The sequence below is a fragment of the Aliiroseovarius sp. YM-037 genome (assembly GCF_048060095.1).
Classification (GTDB): domain Bacteria; phylum Pseudomonadota; class Alphaproteobacteria; order Rhodobacterales; family Rhodobacteraceae; genus JBLUOA01.
This window is the reverse complement of record NZ_JBLUOA010000001.1, coordinates 2118429-2136143: the sequence shown is the minus strand read 5'-3', so window position 1 is coordinate 2136143 and position 17715 is coordinate 2118429. Positions and strand designations below refer to the sequence as shown.

Sequence of the window (17715 nt, the reverse complement as noted above, 5' to 3'; positions counted from 1 at the left end):
TCGGGCTAGGTGTCCGCGTCGGAAAACGTCATTCGCGTCACCTGTCGGTAGGTCTGATCAGGTTCTATCGAGATGCTGGGAAAGCCTGCGTTATTTGGCGCGTCGGGCCAGCGCTGTGCCTCTAGCGCGATGCCGGCATAGGGTGCAAATCCAGCCTCATCCGTATTTCGCGCGTCGTAGACTTGCAGGCCGGGTTCGGTTGTTTCCAGTGCCATCGCGACACTACCGGACGCGACAAAATGCGCGGCGGCCCGCAGTTCGCCAGAATGATCCGTCAGGCAGAAATTGTTGTCGAGCGGGGGAGTGGCCGCCTCGACCAACCGCAACTCCCGAAAATCGTAAACAGTGCCATCGACGGGAAGAACCTCGCCCGTCGGAAGGCCATCAGAGTCCGTCGGCAGCATATGCCCTGCGTTGATTTGCAACTGGTGCCCCTCGAACGTATCCGCCCCGGTCAGGTTCCAATAACTGTGTCCCGCGACGTTCATCAGGGTCGTCTGATCGGTCGTCGCCTTGATCGTCATCGTCAGGCACGCGGGTGCGTCGATTCGATAAGTGACTTCAATCTCGCGGTTCCCCGGAAAACCGCCCTCGCCATCGGGCAGGGTCAGGGCGAGCGTTACGGACGCCTCATCCATTGCAGCAATGCGCCAAACCTTTAGATGAGTCCCCACACTGCCGCTGTGCAGCAGATGGCGACCGTCTTGATTGGCCTCAAACTGGTGCATCCGCCCGCCAATCGGAGCGCGAGCGTTGGTAATCCGATTGACCACCGGGCCGATGACGGACCCGAAATAGGACATCGGCCCCTCATAAGGTGCAAGCTCCGGCGCTGTAAGGACGAGGCTATGAGGATGCCCCTGCAATCGCACGTCATGAAGCACCGCACCCCATGTCAGCACCGCCACGCGCAACCGTCCGGCACCGATCTGAATGCGGTCGACGGGTTGGTCGTCGGTGGTCGTTCCGAAGGGTTCGGATGTCATGGCAGATCGGTCCAGACGGCCCCGGCAGGGGGAACGGAAATACCATTAAAAGTAATCTGTTCAGGCGCGTAGTTTATGTAGAAGCGATGGCTTTCCGTATCGCGAATGCGCAATCCGTCGGGCAAGTCATGCGTCTGAATACCGACCCCATCGCAAAGATCGCGAACGATTGCCCGGAACGTGTCTTCGTCCGGCCACCCGGCGAGGTAGTGAAGATCACCCGCGTGCACCAAGGCTGGCGCGCCGCTTTCGGTCTGGCGCACTATTTCAGCCTCGCCTTCGATTCGCTCCACCCAATGCACGAACCGTCCACCATCGCTCAGCGGGATGTCGGTGCCGGGCGGCAGGCTCTCCGCTAATGTCACGGTCGCGTCTAAGCCGGGCAGGTTTGGACCCATTGGGATTGGTATCGACAACTCAGCCGTTTTTGACCCACTTCTCGGCCCGATCAGCGCGGTACCTTCGAAGGCTGCAAGCGCGTTGCGAAGCGCATCGGGAATGGTCATCAAACCGGGCGCGAGCACCAGCTTGTAGGCGGACAGATCGGTGGTGTCGGGTGGCAAAATATCAATCGATAGCCCGCACTGACGCAATGCGCGATAGGCGCTAAGGGCGAGGCGGAACATATTGAAATCCGCGCCTTGCGGTTGCGCCTCCCACGCCCAGCACGACTCGTAATCTAAGATCAGCGCAACATCAGCTTTCCCGGTTCCAACATCGGGTAGGGCCTCAATCTCTCGCTTGATCTCGGCCAGTTCGTCCAGCGCCGGGGCGGGCTCCCCATCCGTGCGGAGCAGTCCTGCGTGCATCTGCTCTTGCCCAAACGGAGCCTGCCGCCAACGGAAATAACACACAGCCTCCGCCCCATGGGCGAACGCTTCCCACGTCCAAAGGCGGACCATGCCGGGCAGCGGCGCCGGGTTATAGGGCGCCCAATTCACCGGGCCGGGCTGTTGTTCCATGACCCACCAGCGCCCCTTGCCGACGGTGCGGTAAAGGTCGTGGTGAAAGGCCTGCATGTCCGGATCACCTTGGCGCAGAAACCGCGCCTTGTGGTCGTCCGACGCTTCCAGTCGGTCGCTGAGGAACCCGATCGGATAACTGTCCCACGTCGCGATATCGAGGTCTCGGCCCATCGCGTAGTGATCGAAATCCGTCACCCGGCCCATGTAGTTGTGCAGGATCGGCGCGTCAGAATGGGCGCGGATCTCATCCACCTGAATTTTGTTGAGGGCGATCACCTGATCGGAACTGAAGCGCCGAAAGGCGAGCTGATGCGGATGGTTGGCCTCCGTCACCGTTTGATTTGGCAGGTCGATCTGGTCAAACCTGTCGTATTCCATCGACCAGAATACATTACCCCAAGCGCGGTTCAGCGCGTCCGGCGATTGATACCGCCGGGCAAGCCAATCCTGAAACGCGTTCCGCGCGGCGTCGGAGTAACTTAACACCGTGTCGTGGCAGCCATATTCGTTATCCGTCTGCCACGCGGCGACATGCGGGTTCGCGCCGTAGCGTTCGGCAAGCAGGCGCGTGATCCGGCGGCTTTCCTTGCGGTAGCCTTCGTGGCTGAAACAATAGTGACGGCGCGATCCGAACTTTCGCGGATGGCCGTTTTCATCCAGCGCCAGCATGTCAGGATGCTTGTCGAGCATCCAGCGGGGCGGGGTCGCCGTCGGCGTGCCAAGCACGACGCGTAGGCCGGCGTCGCCCAAAATCTCAATCGCGCTGTCGAGCCAGTCGAATTGCAGATCGCCCGGTGCCGGTTCCAGCCGCGACCACGCGAATTCACCGATCCGCACCCAAGTCAGGCCGATCTCGACCATTTGGGCCGCGTCCTGCGCCCAGCGTTCTTCCGGCCAGTGTTCAGGGTAGTAGCAAACGCCGAGCGTTCGTTTCATAGGATGACCTGATGTTCTCTCTGCCCCTTGGCATCGACGGGGGTTACGAAAGTTTTGCCCGCGTCGGGCTGCTTTGCAAGGTCATCGTCGCTGAGGCCAGTCGCGGCAGAGGTGCAAAAGAGCTTATTGAGGTCCGCACCACCAAAGGCAGGGCAGCTTGATTGTCCGGCGGGGAAGGCAACGGCATTTAAAAACTGACCGTTCGGGCTGTAGCATGCCACCCGGAACCCGCCCCATTGCGCGTTCCAGACGTTGCCTTTTTCATCCACGACAGCCCCGTCCGGGCGCCAGTTTGTATCGCTGAGGTCAAGCCAGACTTCGGGCTCACGCTCCGGCCAGCCGTCGGGTTCAGAGAGCCTCACCCGCATGATTTTCTGCGTTGGCGTGTCGGTGAAATAGGCATAATCCCCATCCGGCGAAAAGCAGATCGCGTTGGAAATCGTGATCGGTGCGAACAGGGTTCGCAATTCACCCTTGTAGTAGCGGTAAATCGCGCCTGCGTCCTTTTCACCGTTGATCCCCATCGTGCCAATCCAAAAGCCGCCCCACGGATCGGCGCGGCCATCGTTGGAACGAGTGATCGGGTTATCAGCCTCAAGCCGGCAGACCGTGTCGTGCTCTCCGCTTTCGATATCAAAGCGGCTGAGGGCGCGGTCGGAGGCGAATAGCAGCGTGGAGTCGTCCACCCAACCCGCGGCGGAAACGTAGCTGTCGAACTGCCATTCTCGCCCGTCGGCGAGCAAACGATGGCCGAGGATGTCGAACCAGAAAAGCTCCGCGCGCAAGGGATGCCAAAGCGGCCCTTCGCCCAAGGCGCAAACGCGTGCGTCGTGGATCATTTCAAAGCCTCATCATAGGCGGCGACGATATCGCGCGTCCGGGCTGCGACATCCGCGACACTGCTGTCGGGTGTGTAAAGCGACGCGCCGATGCCGAACCCGCTGGCCCCGGCTGCGACCCATTCGGCGAAGTTGCCCGGACCCGCGCCGCCAACGACGTAGACGGGTGTTTCGGACGGCAGCACCGCGCGGATCGCCTTCAGCCCCGCGACGCCAAGCAGGTTGGCGGGGAAAATCTTCAGGCCATCGGCCCCCGCCTGAAGGGCGCCGAAACATTCCGTCGGGCTGAGCACACCGGGAAAGCTCTGCATCCCCGCGGCCTTGGTCGCCTTGATAACCCCGGCGTCGAAATTCGGCGACACGATCAGCTTGCCACCGGCGCGGCCAACCTCGGTCACTGCATCGGCGGTCAGCACCGTGCCTGCGCCGATCAGGGCGTCGTTGCCAAAGGCGTCGGCCATCGCCTTAATGCTTTGATACGGATTGGGAGAGTTCAGCGGAACCTCGATCCGGTCAATTCCGGCGTCGATGATTGCGCCGCAAATCTCTGTGGCCTCATGCGGTTCGACCCCGCGCAGAATGGCGATCAACGGGCGGCTCATGCGGTTTCCTTTAGCTGGCTGTAGGCGGTGGAAAGCCCGGCGAGTGTCATGCGGCTCGCGTCGACAAGAGTTATCGGAACCCCTTGGGTTTCCAGCGCTTTTTTGTAGGTTTCGGCAAGCGATTGCGCCCCCAGAATGGCAACCTGTTGGCCAAGCCAGTAGGGGCGGGCGGCGGCGAGCTCTGCCCCGATCAACGTTCCGGATAGGCGGGCGCGGGCGGAGGCACCGTCAAGGTCGTTCAGCAGGCTTTCCGCGCGAAGGGAAAACAATCGCGCGGCGATTTGCTCGGGCTTGCTTATTGTGTTGGACAGGGCGTCGTGGAAGGCATCGTCGTTCCAGCCATCGGCGGCGACCGTGTGGCGCAGGACGGTTTGCTTTGAAATGGTCGCGAACAACTCTCCGGTCAGGAACGTCTGAAAGCTAACGACTTCTCCTGCGCTGACATGGGCCCATTTCGTATGAGTGCCGGGCAGGCAGATGACTCCGTCCCAGTTGGGATTCAGCGCGAGGAACCCGGCGATCTGCGTTTCCTCACCGCGCATTACATCGGCGGGGGATGTCTGTCGAATACCTGGAATGACAAACACATCGACTTGTGGGTGGGACACCGGTGCTTTCACAAGATTGCCGGATAGTGCGGGGCAAGGGGTGGTGGCATACGGTGCCTCAACCCAACCCTGCCGCGATCCGACCATGCCGCAGGCGATGACCGACGTTTTTTCCGCCGAAAGCCAAGGGGTGATGAGGTCGAGCAGGGCGGCTTCAAACGCCTCGCGCGCCAAGGTTCCGGCGCCGTGTGCGGACTCTGCGGATGCGATATGGGTGCCAGACACCGTCATCGCCCATGCCCTCAGGTTTGATGACCCCCAATCGACCGCGATCCAGTCGGCATATGTCGTCGCGCTGTCCGTCATCCGGTCACCACCACGCCTCCGTCAATGACCAGGGCTTGGCCGGTCATCGCTTTTGAGGTGTTCGAGGCGAGAAAAAGAACGCCATCGACGATGTCGCGCGGCTCTAGCGGATCGGGCAGGCATTGACGGGCGAGATGGGCGGCGAGGCCTTCTTCCGTCACCCACATATCCTTTTGTTTCTGCGTCAGAACCCAACCGGGGGCGAGCGCGTTGACGCGGATGTGGTCGGGGCCGAATTCGCGGGCGAGCGACCGGGTGAGGCCATTGATGCCGGAATTCGCCATCGTATACAGTGGATAACCCGCGTTGCCCATCATGTAACTGATTGAAGAGAAATTGATAATCGACCCGCCACCCGCTTTGCGCATCGTCGGTGCGGCGGCTTGACAGGCAAAGAAATAGGCCTTGAGGTTGATGTCGAGCATTTTGGTCCAAAACGTCTCATCCACCTCATTCGCAGAATGGCGGGCGTCGTTCGCGGCGTTGTTTACAAGCGCTTTCAGGGGGCCGTGGCGTTCGGTTGCTTCGTCAATCGTCGCCTTCAGCGCGGCGATGTCAGTGATGTCGCAGGGCATGAAATGCGGGCGATTGCCGTCGTGTTTTTCAGCCATTTCATCGCAGAACGCTGTGGCGTCTGAGCGGCCGACAAAAGCGACCTTGGCCCCTTGTTCAAGAAAGCCATCGGTCAGCGCGGCCCCAATGCCAGAGCCTCCGCCGGTGATGTAAACCGACGCGCCTGAGAGGTCGTGGAAGGTGGCAGTTCGGGTCATCAGATGAGTCCTCCGAAGGTCGATAAAGAGTGTATGGATCGCGTGTGGATCACGAATGGGTGGCATAGCGCAAGTATAGCCGGATAGCCCTTGTCCCCGTCGCGGTCGGCAGAATTTGAGTATTTATGGCAAGATGAAATCATAGCTTGGTGCCTTCAAGAACCCACATGGATTCGGGGAAGCTCCACGGGAGGGTGATCCCGTTATGCATAAGGTAAGCACCGGAAAGTTCGATCGGCCCGGTTTTGAGCGCGGGAGTGCCGCGTGACAGGGTGGAGAGTTCGTCGCGGTTCACGAGGTCGATCCGGTAGGTCGCCTTCGGGTCGAGTGCGGTCAGGCGCAGCGGGCGCGGTGCGATCTGGGTGCTGGTGTTGGCCTTGCCAACGAACGTCACAAAGCGGGAGGCATCGGGGGCCATTTGCTGTTCGGCGAGCACCGCCGCATCCGGGCTGTCAAGGCGCAGAATGTCAGCGCGATAGAGCCAGTCGCGGTTGTCTTTCCACCATTGCGTGATGGTCTTGAGGGTTTTAGCCTCATCTTCTGTCAACTCGCGGGGGTCCATTTCAAAGCCCATGTGGCGCTGGGCAGCGACCCACGCGCGGAAGGCCATCGGCAGGGTGCGCCCGGAGGTGTGGCAGCGGCGTGGGCCGACATGGCTTCCGGTGACCGCCATTGGCAGGAAGAGGGCGGCGTTGTGCTGCATCTTCAGCCGTTCCAGCGCGTCGTTGCTGTCAGAGAGCCAAATCCGCTGGGTGCGGGACAGGATGCCAAAGTCGATACGTCCGCCGCCGGAGGCACAGCTTTCGATCTCCACGGTCGGGAATTCCTCGCGCAGCCGGTCGATCAGCCGGTAGGAGCCGCGCGTCTGCGCCGCATCCGGCGCGGGCAGGACGCGGTTATGGTCCCACTTGATGTAGTCGATGGGGTGATCGCGCAGGATCGTGGCCATCCGTTCATAGATGAAATCCCGCACCTCTTTCAGCGCCATGTTGAGCGCCTTTTGCTGGCGGCCAAGCGTTTGATCGGCGCTGCCGAGCGCCCAGTCGGGATGGGCGCGATGCAGATCGCTGTCGGGGTTTATCATTTCCGGCTCGAACCAGATGCCGAAGCTCATCCCCAGACTGTGTACATGGTCGATCAGCGGGTGCAGGCCGTCGGGATATTTGCGAGGGTCGACCTCCCAATCCGAAAGGGCGCGGGTGTCGTCGTCGCGGTTGCCGAACCAGCCGTCATCCAGCACGAAGCGTTCCGCGCCAAGATCGGCGGCGCGGGTTGCGATGTCGTTGAGGGTATCGAGCTTGTGATCGAAATAGACCGCCTCCCAGCAGTTGTAATGGACGGGGCGGGGCGCGCCGGGTTTGGTCCACGCGACGATCCGGTCGCGCAGGTGGCGCTGGAATGCGATGGCGCAGCCGTTGAGGCCGGTCTGCGAATAGGTCAGGTAAAGCGGTGCGGTCTGGAAACGGATTGCGGCCTCCGTCTCCATCCGGGCGGCGTGGCCCCATTGGATCTGGCGGCGTCCGTCGGGGAGTTCCTCGGCGATCATCCGGTGGCCACCAGACCAGCCGTAATGGAAGGCATAGGCCTCGCCCTTCGTATTCGTCGCACCGGTGCAGGGGACGATCAGGCCGGGGAAATGTTCGTGCCCGGTGCGGCCAGTGCGGTTTTCGCGGTAGCGGATGCCGGGGGACCATGCGGTGCGGTTCAACTGAAACTCTCCGCACCAGCGGCCTGTGACGTCGATCATCTCGTCCGATTGCTGCGGACCGGGAAAGACCGGCGCGGCCAGCCAGTGCAGGTGCACGGGCCGGGTCGCCTCAAGCGTTGTTTGCGCGGTGATGATGCTGGTTTCCGGGTCCGTCACGAAATCGAAGACCAGCGTCATCGCGTTGTCCGCGTCTGTGTAGCGCAGCGTAAGGTCTTTGCCGTTCTCAACGCTTTCAAAGCAGAACTTCGGCAACAACGGCGTGCCGTCCGTGTCGCGCACGATCAGGCCGGGTTGGCCTGGGAAGGTGCGGCTGGCCTCGGGTGACAGGCTGAGATCCGGGTTTTCATCCAGCATTCCGCCCGTCACGTCCAAGGCGTGTGCCGCGTGAAGCGCCATCAGGTCTTCGTCACCCGGCAGGGGTGCACCCCAATACACCACTTCGGGCAGCCTTTCGCGGCGGGCCGCCAGCACAAGTGTCTGGTGGCCATCATCAAGTCGATAGGTCTGAGTCATTATTTACTTACTTTACGGCGCCCAGCGTGAGGCCTGCGATGAAGTGTTTCTGCATGAGGAAGAACATGGCAACCGGTGGAAGGGCTGCGACGATCGATCCGGCGCTCATCAGGTGGTAGGCCGCCCTGAATTGCGCGTTAAAGCTGGTGATCCCTGCGGTGACGGGCTGGCTTTCCGCGCCCTGTGTCAACACTACCGCCCAGAAATAGTCGTTCCAGATGAAGGTGAAGATCAGAACCGCAAGCGCTGCGATAGCCGGCTTCATCAATGGCAGCACGACATACCAGAAGATGCGCCATTCCGCGATGCCTTCGACGCGCGCGGCTTCGATCAACTCGTAAGGCAGCGCGCGGATGAAGTTCCGCATGAAGAGGGTGCAAAACCCGGTTTGAAACGCGACGTGGAACAGGACTAGCCCGGTTTTTGTGTTGTAGAGCCCCATGTCGAGCGTCAGGTCACGCACCGGAACCATCAGGATTTGGAACGGCACGAAGTTGCCCGCGACGAACAGGAAGAAGATCCAGATGTTCGAGCGGAACTTGTAGATGCCAAGGGCAAACCCCGCGAGGCAGGACAGCGCGACCGCGCCGATCACCGTCGGGACGGTAATCAGGACCGAGTTCAACATGTAGCGCGGCATGTCGGAGTTGAAGAACACCTGGCCGTAGTTGCTGAACGCCTCAAACGATCCGGGGAGACCCCAGTAGTTGCCTTGGGTGAAGTCCGTCGCTGGCTTGACCGAGAAGATGGCGACTGCGATCAACGGCAGCAGCCACATGATCAGAGCGACCGGGATCAGCGACTGATAGGTCAGTTGCCAGGAGCGGGATGTCTTCTCAATGGGTGTTGGGAACATCTTAGCGCACCTTCTCTTCTTTCCACATCGACCACAGGAAGTAGGCGATGAAAATTAGCATGATAAGGAACAGGACAACAGCGATAGCCGCGCCATATCCCATGCGGAAGCCGTATTCAGACAACGCTTTCTCGAACATATAGAACGACAGGACGCGGGTCTGACCGAACGGGCCACCGCCTGTCATGATCGAAATCAGGTCAAACGACCGCAGCGCACCGATGATCGTCACGACGAAGGCGATGAAGGTCGCGGGCTTTAGCTGCGGAATGATGACATACCACAGCATCTTCCAGCCTTTGGCACCATCAAGGCGTGCCGCTTCGACTTGCTCGGGGTCTACGGCGTTGAGGCCGGTGAGGTAGAGGATCATGCAATAAGCGGTCTGCGGCCAAAGGCCCGCGGCGATGATCCCGTAGGTCGCCAGCGTCGGATCGCCTAGCACGTTAATCGGACCCATTCCGAAAAAGCCAATGATGCTATTAAACAACCCTTCATTCGGTAGGTAGAACCACGAAAAGACGAGGCCGACGACCACTTGCGAGATCACGAAGGGGAAGAAGAACAGCGATTTGTAAATGCGGATGCCCCGGACCGTCTGGTTCAGGAACAGCGCGATGAATAGACCGCCGGGAATCGCCAGGAGATAGAGCACCAGCCATTTGAGGTTATTCCAGAGCGAGACTTCGAACGCGGAGTCGCCGGTCAGTTCGACGTAGTTCGACATGCCGACATAGCGTGCCTCGCCCAGACCATCCCATGCGTAAAAGGACACCACGAAGCTTTGGTAGATCGGCCAGATCACATAGACCGCGAAGAACAGGATCGCCGGGGCCAGGAACAGCCACGGCGTGATCGCGATTTCGTTTCGCTTGTACCAGCCGCGCTCTGAAGAAGCGGTAGGGGTCACGACGGGGGGGGCAGTTGTCATCGACACGTCTCCTCGGTGGTGCGGCACATACGGCAACCCATCGGAAATGGGCTGGCGAATGGGTCGAAAGGGCAGGCCGGGCGCCCGGGGGGACGCCCGACCCAGGATCAGATTACTGGTAAACCCGCTCGCGGACGGACTCGAGACGGTTCAGGATGTCGTCGAGGTTGTCAGGGAAGACCATGAACTCTTGAAGACCCTGCATCGCTTCGGCTGCCATTTCCGCCGGGAAGTCGCGGTCAAAGAACTGCGCAACACCGCCGGGGCTGTTGGATGAAAGCATCTCGAAGCCTTCGTTCAGGAACTTGTCGTCATCGACAGACGCGCCAGCGTTGACCGGCAGTTGGCCAAGGTTTTCACCGTTGTTAATTTCGGTCTGCACGTTGGACGACACCACAAAACGCAGGAATTCGCGCGCGTTGTCTTTGTTCGACGCGTTCGCCGGGATGTGGAACGTATCGGTCGGCGCGTCTTCGGCCAGTTCGACATCCGGGTTGATCGCCGGGAACTGGTAGAAGTCGAGCTTGCTATCGTCCAGACCAGCTTCGCGCAGCGGCGCCACGGCAAAGTTGCCTTTCAGGATCGCAGCCGCTTCGCCGGACACGATCGCGGGCAGCGATTCCTGCCAGCTATAGGACTGGTGGTTGTCAACGAACGCGCCCATGTCCAGAAGCTCGCGCCAGTTGGCGAAGGTTTGACGCACGCGGTCATCGGTCCACGGGATTTCGCCACGGGCCAGTTCCATGTGGAAGTCAAAGCCGTTGGTGCGCATGTTGAGGTAGTCAAACCAACCGCCAGCGGTCCAGTAGTTCTTGGTCCCGATCGTGTAGCACTTGCGGCCTGAATCGATGATCGCCTGACAGTTGGCCTTCATCTCTTCAAAGTTTGCAGGCTCCGTCAGGCCCAGCTCTTCGTAGATGTCTTTACGGTAGTAGATGCCCCACTGGTAGTAGGTATAGGGCACGCCCCACTGCTTGCCGTCGATGGTCATCGCACCTTTGGTCGAGGCGAGGTTTTCCGCGATCTCGGGTTCTTCCCAAAGGTCAGAGACGTCTTCGAACAGACCGGCCGACACGTAGGGGCTCATCCGGTTGGCCGCATACCACGTTGCCACGTCAGGCGCGTCGGCGGTCAGGAAGTTGCGGATTTGCGTCTTATACGCCTCACGGTCGATCACCGTGGTTTCGATGTTCAGGTCCGGGTGCATTTCCTGAAAGTCAGCGATCATCGCTTCCATCGTCGCCCGGGGTGCGGGGTTGGATGTATCAAGGAAAATTTTCAGATCACCGCTGAGTTGATGGCTTTCAGCAAATGCGCCGGTCGCCATCGTAGCAGCAGTCGCAAGCGCCGCAACGGACGCTTTCATGATGGAATGCATGGTGTTCCTCCCTAGTGCTTCCAGTCGATTTGAGTTCCAATATGTGAAACTCGGTTTTGCTTATTGATACTAAACCGCGACTCTCCTATGCTTGTCAACATCGTTCAAGCGTAACACCGATCACAACCTGATGGCGAAGCGCGGCGCGATAAGGGAGGATACAGATGGCTCAAAATGCCGGAGGAGGCACTGTAGGCAAGGCGTTGCGCGTGCTTGATCAAGTCGCGGCACATGGTGCCCCCGTGCGATTTTCTGAGCTGTTGGCGGCTTCTGAATATCCCAAGGCAACGCTGTTCCGATTCGTGCAAACACTGACCGATCAAGGGATGTTGGCTTACGATCCAGAACGCCAAACCTACGCGCCCGGCGTCCGTTTAATGCGCCTTGCCCATGCGGCATGGGCGCAATCATCGCTCGCCCCCATTGCGCGACCGTATCTGGATGGCCTTAGCCGCAAACTCGGTGAAACCGTGCATCTGGCGCAGCTAGACCACGCGCAGGTGCTTTACGTTGATAAGCGAAACGCCGCCCAACCGATTGAGATGTATTCAGAGGCGGGCAAAGTCGGCCCGGCTTATTGCACTGGCGTCGGCAAGGCGATGATGGCGTTTCTGGATGACGCCATGCTCGACGGCGTCATTTCGCAGCAGTCGTTTCACAAGTTTACGCCGGGAACACTCTCGGGCTCGGACGCGCTGCGGGCAGAGTTGAAGGAAATCCGCAGCAACGGATACGGGTTTGACCGGGAAGAACATGAACCCGGCATCATTTGTGTGGCCGTGCCGATCCTGACCCCGCGGGGACGGGTGCTTGGCGGGTTGTCTGTTACAAGCTCCACCACGCGGACCAATTTGGCCGAGATGGAAAAACTGGTGCCGGACCTGTCCGCCACTGCAAAGAACATTGCCGAAGAAGCGCAAAGTTGGCGTTTTCCGGATCATCAGAAATCAGAGACAATAGGGGTCTAAACTATGTCAGGTGTTACGCTAGGCAACGTCATCAAACGCTACGGCGACGTGCAGGTTATCCACGGTGTCGACTTGCAAATCGAAGACGGAGAGTTCTGCGTTTTCGTCGGACCGTCGGGCTGCGGGAAATCGACGCTTCTGCGAATGGTCGCGGGGCTTGAGGAAACGACCGAAGGCACGATCAGCATCGGTTCGCGCGACGTGACCCATATGGACCCGGCGCAGCGGGGCGTGGCGATGGTGTTCCAGACCTACGCGCTTTATCCGCATATGACGGTGAAGGAAAACATGGGTTTTGGCCTGAAGATGAACGGCCATCCGAAATCCGAGATCGACCAGAAAGTGGGGGAGGCGAGCCGTATTCTGAAGCTTGATGACTACCTGTCGCGCAAACCTGCCGCCTTATCCGGTGGTCAGCGTCAGCGGGTGTCGATTGGCCGCGCGATTGTTCGCGGGCCGGAGGTTTTCTTGTTTGACGAACCCCTGTCGAACCTTGACGCCGAATTGCGGGTTGAGATGCGCGTTGAAATCGCGCGTCTGCACAAGGAAATCGGCGCGACGATGATCTATGTGACGCACGATCAGGTTGAAGCGATGACGCTGGCCGATAAGATCGTCGTCCTGCGCGCGGGTTATATCGAACAGGTCGGTGCGCCGATGGAACTTTATCGCGACCCGGACAGCAAGTTCGTTGCTGGTTTTATCGGCTCACCTGCGATGAACTTCTTGAATGGCGTGGTGAAAGAGGGCGGTATCGACGTGCCCGCGCTTCAGACAACCGTTCCGGTGAAACTGCCTGCCGATCATGTGGGCCGAAGCGTCACGATCGGCGTGCGCCCCGAGCATATTGAGGTTGATCGCGCGGGCAAAACCCACTCCGTCGATCTGAGTGAATCGCTTGGCGGCGTGTCCTACGTGTATCTGATGTCCGAAACCGGCGAGAAAATCGTGGTTGAGGAACGCGGCGACGAACGGTCTAACGAAGGCGACACCGTCAGTATGCGCTTTGACACCGGGCATGTCATGGTTTTCGACGGTGAGACGGAAAAGCGCATCCGCTTTTAGCGCGGTCACGAGTTACGATTTGTTATCAGTATATTGTGTAAGAGTGTTCAGGTGGCGCGAGACCCTTTACCGGGCGCGTCTGCCTGATCTTTTCAGCGCAAGCACCGCTGGCACGTAAACGCTTAGAAACAGCAGCCGCATCACATGATGGATCGCGACAAAGGCCGGGTCCGCGCCAAGGATCGCGCCCATCGCCACCATTGTTTCCAGCCCACCCGGCGCAATGCCGATCAGCATGTCGACCGTTGAAATCCCCGTCAGTTTCGACAGCAGGATCGCTACGCCGAAGGATATTAGCAAACCCACAAAGGTCAGGGCAAATCCACCAATCGCCGCGTGGCGCAGCATGCCGGGGGTTACGCCGCTGAATCGCGTGCCGATCAACGTGCCCATGATGACAAACGCCGCGATGGATAAGGGCTGCATCACCACGCCGGGGGTTAGCCCGGTGCTATGCCCAATGCCCGAACAGATCATCCCTGCCAGCAGAAACGCCGCCGGAACCCTCAGCCGCAGCATCACGAGGCCGACGATGAAGGACATCGCGGCGAGCAGGCCGAGGTGAAGCAAAGATAGCGACTCCCCGACCCGGATCTGCAACGTCATATCCGCGTCGGTCAGCAGGCCAATCAGGATCGGCACCATCAGCGTCAGGATCAGCACGCGCATGGATTGGATGACCGAGATGACAGCGGTATTCGCACCGATATCGGTACTGAAACTCAGCACATAGGACAGATGACCGGGGCTTGAGGCCAGCAGCGCGGTGTTACGGTCAAAGCCAAACACGCGTTGGAACATCACGCTGCCCGCATACATGATGACCGCAACGCCGGCGCACATCCCGATCAGGCTGATCGGCCAAGCACGGGCGGCGGACAGAACCTCTGGCGTGACGGAGGAGCCGAGGGTGATTCCGATCAGCAGGAAACACGCATCCCGCAGAGCGGTCGGAATGCGGCAGGTCACACCGAACACACCAGCCAGCGAAACGAGCGCAGCCGGGCCAGTCAAAAAAGGGGCGGGCGCGCCGATGACCCAAGCCAGAACCGCGCCGACAACCCCGATCAGCAGCGTGGTAAGAACGACCTGCACTGGATCACCCTTTTACTTGGCGGGTTGGAGTCAGTTCACCTCTACCTCACCCAGCAGTGCGGCCCAAGAGGCGCCGTGCATATCGCGGTCGGTGATGGCCCCCTGAACGGCGGGGCGGGGCAGGCTGAACTTCACGACGTTCAGCGACGGGATTTCAAAACGCTTGATGTCCGCCGCATCGGTCTGGAACACGGTTGCGACACGCTCGGTCGATAGCCCGTCGCAGACTTGCGCGAAGGCGTCAGGCGTGCCGCAGAACAGATCGACGGTTAGCCAAAAAGGCCCCGCGTTCTTGCTGCGGACTTTTTCGACGATCCGACGAAGCTCAGGCACCCTCGTGCACCTCAAGCGTGAAGGCGTCCATCGGGTCAGACAGTTCAAGCACGTGATTAAGGGCGAATTCGTAGATGGCCCCCCGATTGAGTTCGGCGGGCGAGAACGGAAACGCGAAGGTCGGTTGTTCCTCTTCCACCGTCAACGGGTGGTGCAGCAGGTAGGGGTTCAGCACCTTGCCAATCTCCATCGCGAGTGCTTCGGTTTTGGCCGTCACGATGCCAAGCACGCCGATTTCGGGCGCGTCCCCCGCGCGAGTTTCAAGTGCGCCAAAGCTCGCACTTTGCCCGATTAGGCGGAGTTCAACGCTGTAATCATCGGGGGACAAAGCCAGCCGATCCTCAACCTTTGCGCGGCATTTCTGTTCAATGTCGGCCGCCCAGTCGGCGGCGTTGGCGACGTAGTGCGGATCACGCAACAGCACCATCAGCACGCATTGGAACCCGGCGCGCCGCGCGCCTTCAAGCTTGACCGTGTAGCGGTCGGACGGCACCCATTGAGATCCTGTGACCCGAACGGTTTTGTCGTCGATAGCGGCATAGTGGGCGGCGGTCACGTCAAGATGCCCGCCCGGTTCGTAAAGGATGAACGGGTCGCTGTTTTCGTAGAGCATATGGGCGGAAACCGTGTGCGGGGATGCCTTCGCGCCGTCGGCCATCGGGGTGACGGTGAACCCGTCCGCGTCAAAGTCGATCAGGATGACTCCCGATTGCGGTTTCGTCGCACAAAGCGCGCCGCACTCGCCGACCTTCGCCCCGTGCCACGCCGCGCCCGCGTGACAGCCGTGCATCAGCGGCAGTGCCGCGATAATCGCCGTATCGGTTGTGCGGCCCGCGATGATGATGTCGGCGCCGGTTTCGATTGCCTTGGTAATCTGCTCCGCCCCGGCAAGGGCGACGATGTTGGTGCAGGTGCGGATGCTGTCCTCCGTCACCTCTGGCGCGTGGGGCAGGGGTGTGACGCGGCCATTCCCCATCGCGGCGGCAATCGAGTCCGGCGGTTGGGAGCTTCGCAGCACCGCGATTTTCGGCGTCTGCCCCAGATCGCGGGCGATTTCGCGGGTGATGTCGAGCATCCAGTCAACCGCACTGTCCGTGCCGCAAGTGCCTGCGGTGCCGATGACAAGAGGGATGCCCGCCTTCGCCCGCGCCTCAATCAAACCGCGCCATTCGATCTTGGTGGACGAGCGGGAGTATTTCGACACCCCTTCGCCCAGATAGGCCGGGCCGGAATCGGTTGATCCGCCATCAATCGCGATGATGTCAGGCGTCATCGACAGCCCGCGTTCCAAGGCGACCTTGTCGTAGTTCAGGCCGAGCGCGCCGCTTGGCACCAATACGCGAATTTTGTCAGTCTGTGACACGTTGGGGCTTCTTTAAAATGTTGCGCAAGAACATCGGCGCGACGAACCCGGCAATTGCCGCGATCCACAGGCCAGTGGCGATCCAGCTTGAGAAAAGGTAGGTTACGTCGCCGTCGGACAGGGTCATGGCACGACGCAGCGCATCCTCCATGTTGCCGCCCAGCAGAATGCCCAGAATTACCGGCACAGTCGGGATATCCAGCTTGCGCAGGAAATAACCCAGCACGCCGAAGCCGATCATCAGCAACAGGTCGAAATAGCTGCCGGACAGGGAATAGATGCCGACGAACGAGATCATCGTGACCCCCGGCAGCAGGATCCAGGCGGGCACCGACAGCACTTTGACGAAGATTTTTACCATCGGCACGTTCATCGCCAGCAGCACGAAATTGGCGATGAGAAGTGATGCGATCAGACCCCAGACGACCTCTGGCCGCTCGGTGAACAGGGTCGGGCCGGGGGTGATATTCAGCGTCATCAGCAGCGCCAGTAGCACCGCGGTGGTGCCCGAGCCGGGCACGCCGAGGGTTAACATCGGAACCAGCGCGCCACCGGCGGCAGCGTTGTTGCCAGCCTCTGGCGCGGCGATGCCCTTGGGAACCCCGGTGCCGAAGCCGCCCTTTTCACCGGCGATGGATTTTTCCGACATGTAGGCCATGAATGACCCGAGCGATGCCCCCGCACCCGGCAAGATACCGGCGACAAAGCCGACGCCTGAGGCGCGCAACATCGTCCATTTCGTCGACATGATGTCCTTCCAAGGAATACGCACCTTGTCGAGCTTGACCCCGATGGACGATCCCGCCCCGTGGCTTTCGATGAAGAAGAACACCTCGGCGATGGCGAAGAGGCCGACGATGGCGACCAGAAAGTCGATGCCGTCGTAAAGATGCAGGTTGCCCCCGGTCATGCGCGGCAGGCCCGAGGAACTGTCGACACCGATCATCGCGATGCCGAGACCGATGCAAGCGGCGAGCGCTGACTTGGCCTGATTGTTCGAAGCCATCCCGCCGAGCGTGCAGAAGGCCAGCAGGTAAAGCGCGAAATACTCGGCCGGGCCGAACAGGAAGGCCACGCGGGCCAGCGACGGCGCCAGCAGCATCAGCCCGATCGTGGCCAGTAACGCGCCGACAAAGCTCGCGACGCCCGATAGCACCAGCGCATCGCCGGCGCGGCCCGCTTTGGCCATCGGATAACCGTCGAGCGTCGTCATCAGTGCCGGCTCGTCGCCGGGGATATTCAGCAGGATCGAGCTGATCCGCCCGCCGTACATGGCGCCGTAATAGACTGATGTCATCAGCACCAGCGCGCTTGTGGCATCGAGGCCCATGGTAAACGTAATCGGGATCAGGATTGCGACACCGTTTGAGGGGCCGAGCCCCGGCAGCGCGCCGATGATCGTGCCCAAAAAGCAGCCGCAGACCGCCAGGAATAGAGTGTAAGGCGACAACGCGATGCCGAAGCCCAAGCTGAGATTCGCAAGGATGTCCATA

Annotated in this window: 16 protein-coding genes; 2 read left to right on the top strand and 14 right to left on the bottom strand. The window is 60.4% G+C overall.

Annotation, left to right across the window (positions count from 1 at the left end):
• Positions 1-5: 5 nt before the first annotated feature.
• The 10 genes from ACEWPJ_RS10495 to ACEWPJ_RS10450 form a co-directional block, all read right to left on the bottom strand.
• Positions 6-986, bottom strand: coding sequence for an aldose epimerase family protein (locus ACEWPJ_RS10495; RefSeq protein ID WP_416512954.1), 981 nt, complete (start codon positions 984-986; stop codon positions 6-8).
• The gene (locus ACEWPJ_RS10490; RefSeq protein WP_416512953.1) at positions 983-2887 is read right to left on the bottom strand and encodes a beta-galactosidase; all 1905 of its coding nucleotides are present in this window, start codon (positions 2885-2887) and stop codon (positions 983-985) included. Before ACEWPJ_RS10490 ends, ACEWPJ_RS10495 begins: the two co-directional genes overlap by 4 nt.
• A complete protein-coding gene (locus ACEWPJ_RS10485) occupies positions 2884-3726 on the bottom strand; it encodes an SMP-30/gluconolactonase/LRE family protein (protein WP_416512952.1) in 843 nt (280 codons plus the stop codon). The genes ACEWPJ_RS10490 and ACEWPJ_RS10485 overlap by 4 nt, the downstream gene beginning before the upstream one ends.
• Positions 3723-4328 carry a 2-dehydro-3-deoxy-6-phosphogalactonate aldolase gene (locus tag ACEWPJ_RS10480; protein ID WP_416512951.1) on the bottom strand — a complete coding sequence of 202 codons (606 nt, stop codon included), beginning with the start codon at positions 4326-4328 and terminating at the stop codon, positions 3723-3725. Before ACEWPJ_RS10480 ends, ACEWPJ_RS10485 begins: the two co-directional genes overlap by 4 nt.
• On the bottom strand, positions 4325-5242 hold the full coding sequence (locus tag ACEWPJ_RS10475; RefSeq protein ID WP_416512950.1) for a 2-dehydro-3-deoxygalactonokinase: 918 nt from the start codon (positions 5240-5242) through the stop codon (positions 4325-4327). The genes ACEWPJ_RS10480 and ACEWPJ_RS10475 overlap by 4 nt, the downstream gene beginning before the upstream one ends.
• Positions 5239-6012, bottom strand: coding sequence for an SDR family NAD(P)-dependent oxidoreductase (locus ACEWPJ_RS10470; protein WP_416512949.1), 774 nt, complete (start codon positions 6010-6012; stop codon positions 5239-5241). The genes ACEWPJ_RS10475 and ACEWPJ_RS10470 overlap by 4 nt, the downstream gene beginning before the upstream one ends.
• 139 nt (positions 6013-6151) lie before the next feature.
• Entirely contained in the window at positions 6152-8233 is a 2082-nt protein-coding gene (locus tag ACEWPJ_RS10465) for an alpha-galactosidase (RefSeq protein WP_416512948.1), read from the bottom strand.
• A 7-nt stretch (positions 8234-8240) separates the two neighbouring features.
• Positions 8241-9089 carry a carbohydrate ABC transporter permease gene (locus ACEWPJ_RS10460; RefSeq protein WP_416512947.1) on the bottom strand — a complete coding sequence of 283 codons (849 nt, stop codon included), beginning with the start codon at positions 9087-9089 and terminating at the stop codon, positions 8241-8243.
• A 1-nt stretch (position 9090) separates the two neighbouring features.
• On the bottom strand, positions 9091-10020 hold the full coding sequence (locus ACEWPJ_RS10455) for a carbohydrate ABC transporter permease (RefSeq protein ID WP_416512946.1): 930 nt from the start codon (positions 10018-10020) through the stop codon (positions 9091-9093).
• A gap of 112 nt (positions 10021-10132) precedes the next feature.
• Positions 10133-11398 carry an ABC transporter substrate-binding protein gene (locus ACEWPJ_RS10450; protein WP_416512945.1) on the bottom strand — a complete coding sequence of 422 codons (1266 nt, stop codon included), beginning with the start codon at positions 11396-11398 and terminating at the stop codon, positions 10133-10135.
• Positions 11399-11562: 164 nt separating this feature from the next.
• Here ACEWPJ_RS10450 and ACEWPJ_RS10445 point away from each other — a divergent pair, with 164 nt between their 5' ends.
• Positions 11563-12366 (top strand): IclR family transcriptional regulator, encoded by an 804-nt coding sequence (locus ACEWPJ_RS10445; protein WP_416512944.1) that lies wholly within the window; start codon positions 11563-11565, stop codon positions 12364-12366.
• Between the two features lie 3 nt (positions 12367-12369).
• A complete protein-coding gene (locus ACEWPJ_RS10440) occupies positions 12370-13431 on the top strand; it encodes an ABC transporter ATP-binding protein (protein ID WP_416512943.1) in 1062 nt (353 codons plus the stop codon).
• 66 nt (positions 13432-13497) lie between these two features.
• Here the strand turns inward: ACEWPJ_RS10440 and ACEWPJ_RS10435 are convergent, their stop codons facing one another.
• From ACEWPJ_RS10435 to ACEWPJ_RS10420, 4 genes are read right to left on the bottom strand one after another with little or no spacing between them, the layout of a single operon-like run.
• Entirely contained in the window at positions 13498-14526 is a 1029-nt protein-coding gene (locus ACEWPJ_RS10435) for an AbrB family transcriptional regulator (protein ID WP_416512942.1), read from the bottom strand.
• Between the two features lie 30 nt (positions 14527-14556).
• Positions 14557-14859 carry a DUF4387 family protein gene (locus ACEWPJ_RS10430; RefSeq protein WP_416512941.1) on the bottom strand — a complete coding sequence of 101 codons (303 nt, stop codon included), beginning with the start codon at positions 14857-14859 and terminating at the stop codon, positions 14557-14559.
• Positions 14852-16222, bottom strand: coding sequence for an acyclic terpene utilization AtuA family protein (locus tag ACEWPJ_RS10425; RefSeq protein WP_416512940.1), 1371 nt, complete (start codon positions 16220-16222; stop codon positions 14852-14854). Before ACEWPJ_RS10425 ends, ACEWPJ_RS10430 begins: the two co-directional genes overlap by 8 nt.
• Positions 16209-17714 carry a tripartite tricarboxylate transporter permease gene (locus ACEWPJ_RS10420; protein WP_416512939.1) on the bottom strand — a complete coding sequence of 502 codons (1506 nt, stop codon included), beginning with the start codon at positions 17712-17714 and terminating at the stop codon, positions 16209-16211. Before ACEWPJ_RS10420 ends, ACEWPJ_RS10425 begins: the two co-directional genes overlap by 14 nt.
• Position 17715 lies beyond the last annotated feature (1 nt).

What these genes read in the sequence shown, in the direction of transcription:
- ACEWPJ_RS10450 (WP_416512945.1), bottom strand. Translation starts at nt 11,398, where the DNA reads ATGCATTCCATCATGAAAGCGTCCGTTGCGGCGCTTGCGACTGCTGCT.
- ACEWPJ_RS10490 (WP_416512953.1), bottom strand. Translation starts at nt 2,887, where the DNA reads ATGAAACGAACGCTCGGCGTTTGCTACTACCCTGAACACTGGCCGGAA.
- ACEWPJ_RS10475 (WP_416512950.1), bottom strand. Translation starts at nt 5,242, where the DNA reads ATGACGGACAGCGCGACGACATATGCCGACTGGATCGCGGTCGATTGG.
- ACEWPJ_RS10455 (WP_416512946.1), bottom strand. Translation starts at nt 10,020, where the DNA reads ATGACAACTGCCCCCCCCGTCGTGACCCCTACCGCTTCTTCAGAGCGC.
- ACEWPJ_RS10480 (WP_416512951.1), bottom strand. Translation starts at nt 4,328, where the DNA reads ATGAGCCGCCCGTTGATCGCCATTCTGCGCGGGGTCGAACCGCATGAG.
- ACEWPJ_RS10460 (WP_416512947.1), bottom strand. Translation starts at nt 9,089, where the DNA reads ATGTTCCCAACACCCATTGAGAAGACATCCCGCTCCTGGCAACTGACC.
- ACEWPJ_RS10470 (WP_416512949.1), bottom strand. Translation starts at nt 6,012, where the DNA reads ATGACCCGAACTGCCACCTTCCACGACCTCTCAGGCGCGTCGGTTTAC.
- ACEWPJ_RS10420 (WP_416512939.1), bottom strand. Translation starts at nt 17,714, where the DNA reads ATGGACATCCTTGCGAATCTCAGCTTGGGCTTCGGCATCGCGTTGTCG.
- ACEWPJ_RS10445 (WP_416512944.1), top strand. Translation starts at nt 11,563, where the DNA reads ATGGCTCAAAATGCCGGAGGAGGCACTGTAGGCAAGGCGTTGCGCGTG.
- ACEWPJ_RS10485 (WP_416512952.1), bottom strand. Translation starts at nt 3,726, where the DNA reads ATGATCCACGACGCACGCGTTTGCGCCTTGGGCGAAGGGCCGCTTTGG.
- ACEWPJ_RS10440 (WP_416512943.1), top strand. Translation starts at nt 12,370, where the DNA reads ATGTCAGGTGTTACGCTAGGCAACGTCATCAAACGCTACGGCGACGTG.
- ACEWPJ_RS10495 (WP_416512954.1), bottom strand. Translation starts at nt 986, where the DNA reads ATGACATCCGAACCCTTCGGAACGACCACCGACGACCAACCCGTCGAC.
- ACEWPJ_RS10465 (WP_416512948.1), bottom strand. Translation starts at nt 8,233, where the DNA reads ATGACTCAGACCTATCGACTTGATGATGGCCACCAGACACTTGTGCTG.